We start from the raw sequence: 13,136 nt of genomic DNA, 5'->3' as shown, positions 1-13,136 counted from the left end.
ATAATATTGAACACAAACAAGTAATAAAGCTGAAAGCGAGACCAAGATGTATAGGTGCTGTTGAAAAAATAGATGAAATAAATTTAAAAAAATCATAATTAAAAAAAGAATTATAAATAAATAAAAATAACAAAAATGTAATAGTATATAATAACCAGCGTATTTTTTTCATAAACGCTCCTTTCTAAAGAGATATTCAAAAAAAGATATTCCTAAAAAATTAATTTAAATCTATCTCAAGTCAATTTAATCCTATAATATTTGAGGATGGAAGGGGAGTTTTATTTTGAAAAGAAAAATAATGATTAGTTTATCTATGTATTTTTTAATTACATCATCTTCTCAACACTTGGTAAAGGCCGAAGACTCTGATGTAAATGATGATCCTGTAGGTACATACAGTGCAATTAATCCTGGTGGGGATGTGACGGCATCGTTTTCCTCAAAAATGTTAAAGAATGCCGCATCACTTTATCAATATACAATATCCGATAAAACATATCCTATAGGCACGGGATACTATTTCACTGGAAAGGTTAATAGTAGAGGTCCTTGGGATTACAAGCATGCGTATGGAGTAAATGACAGATATGTATTCGGTGGAAGAGTGATGAAAGGTGAAGATTTAGGGAATATGCATTTTGGATATGTTGGACGGTTTGGTGGATTTCAGCCGAAAGTACTTTTAGTAGCAGCAGGTGCAGTGCAAATTAAATGTAAAACTTCAAATGTAAATTGGTATAAGTCTTATTTCGATGATCCAAACGACCAAAAAAGTATAAAAATAGGAATCAACTATGCAGATAATAAAAACTTGCCGACTAAGTCATCTAATTCTAGTGTTACATATCAATCTTTATCTAAAACAAATCTTAAAACAGAAGCAATTCAAGAAGGAATAAATCAAAACAATATGAGTTTTCCAAACGGAATGACAGAATCTCAGTTCTTGAATCAATTAAGTTTTAAAGAAAGAACACAAATAATCAATGAAGCAAATAAAAATTCTGAAGAAATTTTAAATGACCCTGCATATGAAAATATTTTAAACGAATATGATATTGTTAATTAAAAGTTGACAATGTATTAAGTGACTATTAATACGTTGTCTTATAAACAAAATCAGTCAGGATATTTCATATCATACTCTTACGACATGAGTAGCTAGATGAACATAACTGCTTACATTTGTTTAAATCTTTTTATACCTGGAACAGACCTCTTGAAGGTCTGTTCAGACTGAAGACAAAGTAGTGGTTTTTCTCTTTATCGAGAAGAACCACTACTTTGTCTTCAGTCTGAGAAGGTGTTCCGATATCGGAGCACCTTCTTTTTGGATTCAGCGTTCGATTTGTTCGCGGACATATTTCCGGAACAGTTGAAGATCGTACGCCGGCTCGCTGCGGCTGAATTCAATGCCGTCGAGAAGCCGTGCATGGGCAACAGCTTCCGGAAATTCAATCCGTGTCAGCCATTCGACGGTCGTCTCGTCATGGCGTCGCGGGAAAGCCTGTTCGAGTTGCGAGGCGATTTTCAGAAGCGGATGCTGGCTGTGTTTTTTGACAGGCGCTGCCTGCTTCGGCACGGTCATCCGGGCGACCGGTTCAGCCTCCGTTGCCACGACCCGGCGTTTACGAATCAGGTAGAACGTGAGACCGACGGCGAGAAGCGCCAGGATAATTCCTGTCATGTTCAAATAAAACAGCGTATCGGAACTCATGCCGGCCGCTTTTAGACTTTCTTGCGGGGCGATGTCTGATAACCCGGATGTACTGTCGGCTTTCGTTTTTTGATCGATCTGTTCTGCGAGCGGTAATGTCCAGGTGAAGAGGGAACCGAACGCCTCAAGTGCCGGACGGGTCAGGTTCGCGACAGAACCGAACAGCGCTTCTTTCAGCAGCCGGATTAAGGTGACGAGGACCAGACTGGCACCCAGAAACAACGAGATACCTGCGACAATCCGGCGCCATTCAATCAGGTGCTGCCTGAGGAAGGGAATGCCCCAGACGAGACCGAGCAGAAGATACGCACCGAGCGGAGGGTGGAATCCAGGTAACAGTAAACACAGTCCGGTCAGAACCGTCGCACTGACGGCAAATTTATACGGGTGATCCACGGTCTCGAGCCATGCGCTGAGTGCAATCGCAAGTAACAGCAGGATACTGATCAGCGGAGAAATCAAAAGAAAAGCAACAGCTGCCGCCAGTTGAACGCCGATTCGGATTGGGCGCGCCGGAATAACGGCGAGCAACGGGAAAATCAGAATGATGAGCGGGGCTTGCAACAAGCTGATGACGAGAATCCACCAGATGATCATGCGCTCACCCCCTTATGGCGGTGCCCGAGATGAATTTCGGCTGTCGTCGACGGGACGGTCCGTTGAAGCCGTTTTGTGAAGTAACGGCGTTCGAGCGGTAAATCATATTCTGAAATCCGGGCGAGACATTCCATCGTCCGCAAGAATTGTTCTTTTCCTTTCCCGGAAGGTACGTGATACCACTGTCCGTCCCGGTTGACCATTGAAATCCAGAGGCTGTATGAGGCGCCTTGTTTTTCCAGTTCGCGGATAATCGTTGCCGCCCGGGAGAGCAATTTTTCAAAGTCGCCGCGTAAAGCCAAACCGTCCGCGGACAGTCCGTCAATGATGACGGCATAGTCATGATTACGCATCCGGTCATACTGATAGGAATACAGTTCCCCCGTCTTGGCATAAGCAGACCAGTAAATCGTCTTCGCATCGCCCGCGTAAGGGACGACCGAATGAAAGCTCGAGCGGTCCGTAAACGGACTCGACCGGTCAATCGTCTCGCCAGGAATTTGGCGTTCATTCCATTCGACGGAGGCCGGTGCGAAATCAGGGAAGACATGACCAAGCTGTTGAATCGGTAACGTCAAGTACAGTGTCATCAGATGAAACGGATCAGAAATCATGATATCAAACGACTGGATCCGAATCGTTCCCCGTTTGGCTGCCGTGACATCGATTTGAAACGGCACATGAGCCTGACGCGGCACATAGACATGTTGCCGCCAAAACTGACTGCTGGCGTCCTCAATCCGGACCTGTTCCCCGAGAAGACCGGACACGGTCACCTTCCCAAGAGCAAACCGTGTCGGATTATGAATTTCGAATGGAATGGCGAGTGGATCGTCACGGAACGCTCGGACGGTTTCGACGAGCCGGACGCTCAGACGTTCTCCGAGGTATTCCAGGTACTTCGGCAAGAGATACCCGTACAACGTGTAAGCGACGAGCAATGTCGCAATCAGGATCGAACCGTACAGTGTACAAATACCGGCCGCAACGGCAATCCAAAATAAAATCATCGGATGAAAGGACTTCGGTGTAATCAATTGCATATTACACCTCGGTCGGAACAGTCAATGACTCCAAAATCTGCTGGACCAAGCGACCATTCGTCATCTTTAATGTCGCTTCAAGTGTCAGGACGAGCCGGTGGGCAAGCAACGGATTTGCCAACTGCTTAATGTCTTCCGGTGTCACGTATGTCCGGTCGTGCATCCAGGCTCGCGCTCTTGCCGCTTGTAGAAGCGCCAAGGTAGCGCGAGGACTTGGACCGATCTCAACGTCCCGGTGCGCCCGTAAGGCATCACAGACGTCAAGCAGGTAATCTTCGACGGCATCTTCAATCGTGACCGCCTGGACTTCCTGTTTCCAGGTATTCAACTGCTCAAGCGGTACCTGGAATGGACTCGGTTGTAAGTGAGCCCCCTGTAACAAGGCTTTTTCGACCTGTCGATCGAGCGGAGCAAACGACAGTTTGAACAAAAAGCGGTCGAGTTGCGCATGAGGGAGGGGAAACGTCCCCTGACCGTCAAACGGATTTTGGGTCGCGATGACTAGAAAATGTTGCGGTAACGTATAAGAGGTATCTCCGATCGTCACCTGAGCTTCCCCCATCGCTTCGAGCAGGGCGGACTGTGTCCGCGGCGTCGTCCGGTTGATTTCGTCGACAAGGACGATATTTGCGAACAGCGGACCAAACCGTTGTTCGAATGAACCGGTTAATGGATTAAACAATTCCATTCCCAGCAGATCGGTCGGTAACGTATCCGCGGTACATTGGATACGGGAAAATTTGGCATCGAGTGTATTGGCCAGTGATTTGGCGAGTGTCGTTTTTCCGGTACCCGGCCGATCCTCAAGCAGAACGTGACCTTCCGACAACAGTCCGATCAGAAGATGATCTATGACATGTTCTTGTCCGAGGACCGCTTGCTTTAAGTTCGTTCGTAATTGTTGGAACATGGATAAATCCCCCTTTTTGTTTCGTATTCCTAAAGTTTACGAAAATTCAGAAAAAACTGCTAGTGATTTAAGTCGATTTTTTAGATTTGCTGTTTATTATTGGAAAAACAAAGGTGAATAAAAAAATCCTTGACCACTGACAGGCCAAGGAACGGAGTTTTAGTCTTCAAACAGTTCATTCATCAAATCATCAATTTCCTGCCGACGGTTCTGCGTTTCCTCCCGGAGAATCCGGATCGAACGACCGCGCCATTCGAGCCAGTCGCCGATCGTCGCAGCATGAGGCAGACGCGAGCGGGGGACTTGCACTGTTTCACGATTTTCCGTCTCACAAATCGCCTGGTCCCCGTCAAATTCCGTGACGGTCATTTTCATCGTGTATCCTCTCCTTTACTCGGGACGTAAGTCGGTCCGGCTTTTGACCTGAATCGTCTGCCCGTCCGACGTGTATTGAACGGTGCCCATCCGGTCCGTCCGGTCGACATGGATGCTTTCCGCCGCGAGCGCATTCATGACGGTCGGCCGCGGATGACCGTATGCATTACCTTCGCCCGCTGAAATCAAGGCGCGGGAAGGGTGGACTGCCTGTAAAAAAGGAATCGAGGACGAGGTATCCGCACCGTGATGCCCGACTTTTAACACATCAGCTTTTAAATCCACTCCGGATTCGAGTAAGTCCTGTTCCGTCCGAATCGGAGCGTCTCCCATGAAGAGAAAGGTAGTATCGCCATGAACGAGTTGCAGGACCGTACTCCAGCTGTTTAAATCACGGGTGCCGTCGCGGAGCGGGGCGAGTAAGTTCAGTTTCACTTCGTCACTTGGAATCGAAACACCGGCTTTAGCTGTTTTAATGGTGATCCCTTGCCGTTTGACGGCGAGCAGGAAGTCCCGGTAGGTTTCTGTCGTGTGATTGACGCGTGGTGCGTAAACTTGATCGACAGGCAGGGCATCGAGAATCGTATCGAGCCCGCCGATATGGTCTGCATCCGGATGTGTTGCGATGACCGCTGTCAGACGGGTGATACCCAGGTTCTTCAGGTAGCGGACGACATCGTCTCCTTTGCCGTTATTCCCGCCGTCGATCAAAATCGTTTCGTTTTTCGTCTGAATCAAGGTACTGTCGCCCTGACCGACATCAAAGCCGTAGACGTGAATGACAGTAGACGATCCCGGACGATCACCAGGTAACGGCTCGTCGTCGCGTGTCATATAAAAGATGACAATCAGACAGAGCGCAAGTAGCAGAACGGAACCCCATTTCATACCTAGCCCTCCCGTTTCTCAAACAAATACAACATACCGTTGCGTGGATGACCGAAGCGGGGACCGACATATCCGCGTTTTTTCAAGGCGGTCCGCATCAGAATCATCATCCCGCCGTGTCCGACGAGCAAAACCCGTTCATGTTCTTGTTGTTCAAACGTCAATTGATTCAGGAGTACCGCAATCCGCTCGTTGGCATCTTTGATTTCCGCCTGAATTCGTTTACTGAATGGCGCGACAAGCCGTCCAATCAGTGCCCAGGCAAGGAAGGGGAGACGAATCCGTGAACGGATCGTCGGGAATGGGACTTCCCGTAACAGATCCGTCACGATGATGTCTTTCCCATAGACGCTTTCCGCCGTTTGAACGGCTCGCGGCATACTGCTGGCGTAACAGATCGTCCAGTCGATATTTCCGAGTTCAACCGGTTGGACATCGATGGTCGAGACATCATAACGCTCAATCCAGGCTTCGATGTCGGCTGCACTGATCCAGCCTTTGGTCGGGTAACCTTCCGTCACCCGGTGGTGTCTGACTAATCCAATCTGTTTCATGATTTTACGACGGTTCCTTACCTTAAGAGACCGTCCACCTCTCTTTCTGTATCTCAATCTATCGTCTTGCTGTCGTTAAAAGGCAAGGCGGATCGCCATTCCGCACAGTAAGGCAGCAAGAATGCTCAGTAAACTGCCGATGATATAGTATTCCGCAAATCGGCGGTCATCAAACTGTTTAAATCGGGCCAACGCTTTTAAAGCGATGATGAATCCGATGGCTCCTGTTGCGTTTACTGCTACGAGGCAAACGATGATGGCGCGTTCGACGAGTCCGATGTAGCGGCCGACACCGTTGATTTCCGTCGTGTAACTCCGGGCGGAATCTTCGACTTCATGCGTAACGGACCGTTTCAGACCGTCCAGTTGTTCTTTCCGCGTCACTTTCCGTTCAAAATGTGACTCAATCAGACGGGGAGCGAAGGGTGCAAGAAGCGGGGCAATCCCGCGGCCGATCAATTCCGTCGCAATCAAACCCCAGACGCTGACCCATAAGACCTGGTCCAGCAGCGGAAACGTTGTCGGCCAATCAACGGGTGTCAAATAGATGACAATCCCTGTCAGAATCGCAAGATGGAGCAGTTGATCAATCCAAAATGCGAGCGCCGGATGTAAAAGACGTTTGAACGGCGAGCCGTCCAGCAAGACATGTGTCCCGATGATGACACCTCCGATGATCCAGGCAGTCGCGCCACTCAAATCACCCCACGTATAAAAGATGCCGAGGACAACAGCTGTCCCGATGCTATGTACCGTCATATGTCCAAGTAATACCCGGAGTTGCCGCTGTTTCAATTTTGCCATCCGTTGACTTTGGAACGGAAAATCCGCCAACAGATGGACGAGGAGCAGACTTAAGAGTAAAGTCATCCGATCGCCTCCCAGACCTGCAATTGGTTTAAAGCATCGACGAATGCCTTTTCCAGGCGTTTACGTTGTTTACGTTGGGAGCGGGCAACAAGTTTCGCAACATTCATGCGCGCATCTTTTTCATGAAATCCCATTTGTAAGCCGATTTCTTCGTAAGTGGCCTCCGGATGCTGATCCATCAGCCGGTGTAATTCGATTTGGCGGTCTGTTTTACCGAAATACGCCGGGTATAACATCTCGATATAACCGTTCAGCAGGGCGGTCGGCAAATAGGGCGGCCCGGCAAAAGCAATCCGGTTGGCCGTCTGTTTGGCGGCGTCCTGGGCTTCAAAAGCGAAAATAACGGCACTGCCGTTGGCTTCGTCGGCATGCGTCGTCGACAGCGTCTCATATTGGCCGAATCCGATCCCGATATAACCGTCTAACGGCTGATTCAGCAGCATCAGCATGAGCGGATAACTGACGGCATACTCGTTAAACACACCAAGCAGACTGTCACCGGACTTAATTTGAAACGGTACGAGCGCCGCCGGAAATGCATCGTTCAACTGATCCGCCAATTGATGCAGATCGGTTAACAACTGTTCTTTACTCGAATAGCTCCGGGAGTTTTGAATATCAAAGGAAACCGCAACAGCTTGCATAAAAAAATCCTCCTTGTTACCGAATGTACGGTTACTTAGCAATTGTTACCGGTTAAGAGGTAACAATAGATATGTTACTGTATTTAGAGTAACAGGGAAGCGTAGAAAATCAAAGACCAACCAAATAATTTTTATTTTTTTCTTTAAGTTAACATAACATATATTATCAATAGTTAATAATTATTGTCTCATAAGTCAGGTGAACTTAAGATAGTGAGACAAAACAAAAAAACACGGGATTAACCGTGTTTCCGACAATCGTAATGATGTGTTCGTTCCAAGCGGCTCATCAAACGATCCAAGAAAATATGATGCCGGCGTTCGAGTTGCGTGATTCGTTCAAGCGGTAACCAGGCAAAATGGAAAAAATCACCGCAATCTTGACCGTCACCAGCGACACAATGCGTCCATCGGTTTTCCTGACATTCGATATGAGCATGATAGAAATACGTGTAATGCACCCGCATTCGTTCCGGATAACGCATTTCCTCTTCACCTACGTACTGAACGGTCGCAAGCGATAAACCGCTTTCCTCGAGTGTTTCCCGAACTGCCGCTTCCTTGGCGATTTCAGCATCCTCGATGGTGCCGGCAGGAATTTGCCAATCACTGTCTGGAGCGGATTGCGGATGAAAAACAAGTAGTTCCCATCCCTCTGGTTGCTCCCGTGTGATATAGATTGCTACTTTTTCGCGTCTTCTGAATTTCATCGTCATCACCTCTCCAGTTGGCAGATGGCACAAAAGCAGCCGAGGAACATGTCCGTAGCTGCTTGATGAAACGAATCCTATAAGCTAAAGCTCCGAACTGCCCGCTCCACAACCTTCGTGGTAATCTTGCCTGACCATTTTCTTTTATTGTAGCGGTTATCGGCAGTCGTTTCAATTTGTAAACGGGTGATTTGGCGATAATTCGAAGAAAAGTCTGAAAAAGCGGTCAAAACAGGCGTCAGAAAGCTAGAAACGAACAGGAAGGAGCGACGAAACACCATCTAACCTAAAATAACCTAAAAAAAGACACCCCTCTTTAAAAATGAGGGGCATCTGACCATCAAACGGTATACCAATCAAGAAGTGGACCGAATTTTTCTTCGTCATAGGCAAACGAACCGTTTGATAACCGATCGAGGAAGGACAAGGATGGGACTTGAATCGTCTTTTCCTGTTCTTTTCCGATCAAAATCAGTTCTTTTGCTTGTGTGACGTCAATCAAGGCGGCCACTTGATGCGGTTTTGATTTTAAATCGCGCAATAATTGCGTACCGCGTAAGGCACGATTCGAGACTTGGAACTGATCCGCAAGGCGCATTTTCTTCAACGCACCGCGTTGCGTCAGCAAGACGATATTCGGTGCCTGTTTAAAGCCGATGGCACCGGCAACGACGTCCTGATCGCGCAGATTGATCGCTTTCACACCCGCTGCCCGGACACCGACGACCGGGACATCGTCTTCCGTGAACCAGAGGCCGAAACCATGCTGGGTCGTCAAGAAAAGTTGCTCCTGTCCGGTTGAAATTTTGGCATACAGGACTTCATCGTCTGCCCGTAAACGGACGCCCTGGAGCGGTTTTGATTTCCGCTGGGCGTTGTAATCACTCAGCTTCGAGCGTTTGACCATTCCTTGGCGCGTGACGAACAGGCAGTGTGATGTTTCATCAAACGTCCGGACGAGATCGACGGATAAAATCCGGTCGCCCGGATCAAGCGGAACGAGATTGGCGACGTGTTGTCCCCCGTCCTTCCACTTCGTATCCGGCAACTGGTGGACCGGAATCAAGAGATAGTTCCCTTGAACCGTCCAAACGATGACATGATCCGTCGTCATGGCTTGTCCTTGATACAGCAGGCGATCCTGCTCTTTCATCTCCGGCAAGTCGTTGGTCGCTCCGAATGAACGCATCGAAGACCGCTTGATATAGCCGTTTTTCGAGACGAAGACCATCGTTTCTTCGACCGCGATCATAACTTCCGTCTTCAGTTTCAACTCTTCGACTTCCGCTTCGACCGTCGAACGCCGCTTGTCCGCGACTTGCTCTTTCAGAACGGTTAATTCTTTGATGATCAACCGGTTCCGTGTTTTTTCGTCGTTCAGGATTTTTTCAAGGCGGGCGATTTCTTTTTCAAGCTTCGCCGCTTCGTCCTGTAATTCGACGATATCGGTGTTCGTTAACCGGTACAACTGAAGCATGACGACGGCTTCCGCTTGGCGGTCCGTGAAACTGAACCGTTCAATCAGCTTGTCCTTCGCTTCCGATTTGTTGGAGGCCGACCGGATCAAAGCGAGTGTTTCATCAAGGACGGAAATCGCCGTCATCAGGGCCGAAACGACCTCCTGGCGGCGTTTCGCCTGCTCGAGATCAAACGATGTCCGGCGGATGACAACATCCTTGACGTGGCTGAGATAGGCGTCCAGTAACGCGAGAACGCCCATCTGACGCGGTGTCCGCTCGTGAATCGCGACCATGTTGTAGTTATAGGCGATTTGCAGGTCGGTCTGTTTCAGGTAAAAGTGTAGCACCCCTTCTGCATCCGCTTCTTTTTTCAGCTCGATGACGACACGAAGACCGTCGCGGTCCGTCTCGTCGCGGACTTCCGCGACCCCTTCGACTTTGCGGTCCAGGCGGAGTTCTTCCATCCGTTTGACAAGGTTTGCTTTGTTGACTTCGTAGGGCAGTTCCGTGATGATGATTTGCTGGCGTCCGCCGCGTAATGTTTCAATCGTTGCCCGCGACCGGATGATGACTTTGCCGCGGCCGGTTTCAAACGCTTTTTTGATGCCATCAAGACCTTGGACGACACCGCCGGTCGGGAAATCGGGACCTTGCATATGCGTCAGTAAGTCATCGACAGTATGAACCGTTCCTGAAATTCGACCGATTGCCGCGTCCAACACTTCACCGGCATGATGCGGCGGAATTTCCGTCGCATAACCGGCCGAAATCCCCGTCGAACCGTTCATCAGCAGGTTCGGCAAGAGGGACGGCAAGACGAGCGGTTCTTCCGTCGTATCATCAAAGTTCAACGTGTAATCAACAGTCTGTTTATTGATGCCTTCGAGAATCAGGCTCGATACTTTCGATAAACGGGCTTCCGTATATCGCATCGCAGCCGCACTGTCGCCGTCGATCGAGCCGTTATTCCCCTGCATGTCAATTAACGGATACCGGAGTTTCCACTCCTGACTCAACCGGACCATCGCTTCATAGACCGACGAATCGCCGTGCGGGTGGTAGTTACCGATGACGACACCGACTGTCTTGGCAGACTTCCGGTAAGCGCGGTCAAACATGTTGCCTTCCGTATGCATTGCATACAAGATACGGCGTTGAACCGGTTTTAATCCGTCACGCGCGTCCGGTAAGGCCCGGTCTTGGATGATGTATTTCGAATAACGTCCGAACCGGTCCCCGACGACTTGCTCGAGGGACAGGTTGAGGATGTTTTGTAGGTTAGACATATCAGTTCACACTCTCTTTCGTCACATGTTCATTTTCAATGATCGAGAGGTCTTCCGTCAGCCCAAACGCTACATTGTCTTCAATCCAGCTTCGGCGGTGTCCGACGTTATCGCCCATCAGGACAGATACACGTTTTTCAGCGACAGCTGCATCATCGATCGTGACACGAATCAACGTCCGCGTCTCGGGATCCATCGTCGTTTCCCAAAGTTGTGGTGCATTCATCTCACCCAGTCCTTTGTAGCGCTGGATCATATACCCTTTTCCGAACTTTTTCGTTGTTTTGGCAAGGGTTTCTTCGTCCCAGACGTACTCGAACTTCTCGGATTTTCCCTTCCCTTTCGAGACGCGGTAGAGCGGCGGCAGAGCGACGAACACTTTTCCGGCATCAATCAACGGACGCATGTAACGGAAGAAGAACGTCAATAACAAGACTTGGATATGCGCCCCGTCCGTATCGGCATCCGTCATGATGATGACTTTGTCGAAGTTGCAATCGGACAGGTCAAAGTCTGCTCCGACACCGCTCCCGATTGCGTGGATGATCATATTGATTTCTTCATTTTTCATGATATCCGCGAGCTTCGCTTTTTCCGTGTTCAGGACTTTCCCGCGTAACGGTAAAATCGCTTGGAACGTCCGGTTGCGTCCTTGTTTCGCTGAACCACCGGCAGAATCCCCCTCGACGAGGAATAATTCGTTTTTCTCGGCGTTTTTTGACGCGGCCGGTGTCAGTTTCCCGTTCAGGATGCTAGAACGTTTCTTTTTCTTGCCGTTCCGGGCTTCTTCGCGGGCTTTACGCGCTGCTTCCCGGGCCTGAGCGGCGCGGATCGCTTTTTTGATCAGGAGTGTCGCTGTTTGCGGGTTTTCCTCGAGATACGTCGACAAGCGGCGTGTAATGACGGCGTCACAGCTCGTCCGGGCTTCCGGTGAACCGAGTTTTGATTTCGTCTGCCCTTCAAATTGTAGGAATTCTTCCGGAATTCGGATCGACACGATCATCGTTAATCCTTCGCGGATATCGTTGCCGTCGAGGTTTTTATCTTTTTCCTTGAGCAGCGTGTTTTTACGGGCATACTCGTTCATCACCCGAGTCATCGCTGTTTTGGCACCGACTTCATGTGTTCCGCCGTCCCGTGTCCGGACGTTGTTGACGAACGACAGGACGTTTTCCGAATAGGCATCCGTGAACTGGAACGCGATATCGACTTCGATGTCATTTTCCGTACCTTCAAAGGCGACGGTCGGATGTAACGTATCTTTGTCGTCGTTCAAATAGCCGACGAATTCGCTGACTCCGTCTTCGTATTGGAACGTGTCCGCTTTGTCCGACCGTTCGTCGGTCAGTGTGATTTTCAATCCTTTCAACAGGAAAGCTGATTCACGCAGGCGTTCCGCTAACGTATCGTAATTGTATGTCAGCGTGCTGAAGATTTTTCCGTCCGGTTTAAAGTAGACGCTTGTTCCTTTTTGGCGGGTCGTTCCCGTTTCGAGCAAGGTCGTTTTCGGAATTCCCCCGTCTTCGAACGTTTGCTCAAACTGTTTCCCGTCGCGGTAAATCGTGACTTTTAACTGCGTCGACAGGGCGTTGACAACAGATGCACCGACACCGTGCAGTCCGCCCGATGTTTTATAACCGCCTTGACCAAATTTACCGCCGGCATGAAGCACCGTGAAGATAACTTCTGCCGTCGGTTTTCCGGAAGCGTGCATCCCGGTCGGCATACCGCGTCCATGGTCGCGGACGGTAATTGCGTTATCTTTATGGATGATGACATCAATCTGTTCCCCGAATCCGGCCAGTGCCTCATCAATCGCATTATCAACGATCTCATACACCAAATGGTGGAGTCCGCGATGATCGGTCGAGCCGATATACATACCTGGGCGCTTCCGGACTGCTTCGAGTCCTTCGAGCACCTGTATGGCATCATCATTATAATTATTTAAATCTGTCGCCATGTTTTTCACCTCAAATAGAAAAACGCCGAATATTCCAAACGTTCGTTCGTTTTTCCAGTAGTCTGTATCTAATTGTAGGCATCTTCTTGCTATCTGACAAGGATAATCTAGAAAAC

At 49.1% G+C, this 13,136-nt stretch carries 12 protein-coding genes; 1 reads left to right on the top strand and 11 read right to left on the bottom strand.

Annotated elements, in window-relative coordinates:
- The first annotated feature begins 286 nt into the window (after positions 1-286).
- Positions 287-1,072, top strand: coding sequence for a polymorphic toxin type 44 domain-containing protein (locus tag EXIG_RS15585; RefSeq protein WP_052294386.1), 786 nt, complete (start codon positions 287-289; stop codon positions 1,070-1,072).
- 267 nt (positions 1,073-1,339) lie between these two features.
- Here EXIG_RS15585 and EXIG_RS08250 read toward each other — a convergent pair whose 3' ends face one another.
- The 11 genes from EXIG_RS08250 to parE all read right to left on the bottom strand — a co-directional run bounded on the left by EXIG_RS08250 (position 1,340) and on the right by parE (position 13,020).
- A complete protein-coding gene (locus tag EXIG_RS08250) occupies positions 1,340-2,317 on the bottom strand; it encodes a hypothetical protein (protein ID WP_012370475.1) in 978 nt (325 codons plus the stop codon).
- Positions 2,314-3,360 carry a DUF58 domain-containing protein gene (locus EXIG_RS08245; RefSeq protein WP_012370474.1) on the bottom strand — a complete coding sequence of 349 codons (1,047 nt, stop codon included), beginning with the start codon at positions 3,358-3,360 and terminating at the stop codon, positions 2,314-2,316. The genes EXIG_RS08250 and EXIG_RS08245 overlap by 4 nt, the downstream gene beginning before the upstream one ends.
- Position 3,361: 1 nt before the next feature.
- On the bottom strand, positions 3,362-4,270 hold the full coding sequence (locus tag EXIG_RS08240) for an AAA family ATPase (RefSeq protein WP_012370473.1): 909 nt from the start codon (positions 4,268-4,270) through the stop codon (positions 3,362-3,364).
- A 159-nt stretch (positions 4,271-4,429) separates the two neighbouring features.
- Positions 4,430-4,645, bottom strand: coding sequence for a DUF3006 domain-containing protein (locus EXIG_RS08235; RefSeq protein ID WP_012370472.1), 216 nt, complete (start codon positions 4,643-4,645; stop codon positions 4,430-4,432).
- A 15-nt stretch (positions 4,646-4,660) separates the two neighbouring features.
- Positions 4,661-5,533, bottom strand: a complete 873-nt coding sequence (locus EXIG_RS08230; protein WP_012370471.1) for a ComEC/Rec2 family competence protein — start codon at positions 5,531-5,533, stop codon at positions 4,661-4,663.
- 2 nt (positions 5,534-5,535) lie between these two features.
- Positions 5,536-6,087, bottom strand: a complete 552-nt coding sequence (locus EXIG_RS08225; protein WP_012370470.1) for a histidine phosphatase family protein — start codon at positions 6,085-6,087, stop codon at positions 5,536-5,538.
- Positions 6,088-6,162: 75 nt separating this feature from the next.
- The gene (locus tag EXIG_RS08220; protein ID WP_012370469.1) at positions 6,163-6,957 is read right to left on the bottom strand and encodes a DUF3307 domain-containing protein; all 795 of its coding nucleotides are present in this window, start codon (positions 6,955-6,957) and stop codon (positions 6,163-6,165) included.
- Positions 6,954-7,601, bottom strand: a complete 648-nt coding sequence (locus EXIG_RS08215) for a hypothetical protein (protein ID WP_012370468.1) — start codon at positions 7,599-7,601, stop codon at positions 6,954-6,956. The genes EXIG_RS08220 and EXIG_RS08215 overlap by 4 nt, the downstream gene beginning before the upstream one ends.
- Before the next feature lie 239 nt (positions 7,602-7,840).
- Positions 7,841-8,311 carry an NUDIX domain-containing protein gene (locus EXIG_RS08210; RefSeq protein WP_233494529.1) on the bottom strand — a complete coding sequence of 157 codons (471 nt, stop codon included), beginning with the start codon at positions 8,309-8,311 and terminating at the stop codon, positions 7,841-7,843.
- 340 nt (positions 8,312-8,651) lie between these two features.
- Complete coding sequence (parC, locus tag EXIG_RS08205; RefSeq protein ID WP_012370466.1) at positions 8,652-11,057, bottom strand: DNA topoisomerase IV subunit A; 2,406 nt, start codon at positions 11,055-11,057, stop codon at positions 8,652-8,654.
- Between the two features lies 1 nt (position 11,058).
- The gene (parE, locus tag EXIG_RS08200) at positions 11,059-13,020 is read right to left on the bottom strand and encodes a DNA topoisomerase IV subunit B (protein ID WP_012370465.1); all 1,962 of its coding nucleotides are present in this window, start codon (positions 13,018-13,020) and stop codon (positions 11,059-11,061) included.
- Positions 13,021-13,136: the final 116 nt, after the last annotated feature.

This window comes from Exiguobacterium artemiae 255-15 (genome assembly GCF_000019905.1).
GTDB classification, from domain to species: domain Bacteria; phylum Bacillota; class Bacilli; order Exiguobacteriales; family Exiguobacteriaceae; genus Exiguobacterium_A; species Exiguobacterium_A artemiae.
Note: the sequence above shows the minus strand (reverse complement) of the source record. Positions and strands in the feature narration are given on the sequence as shown.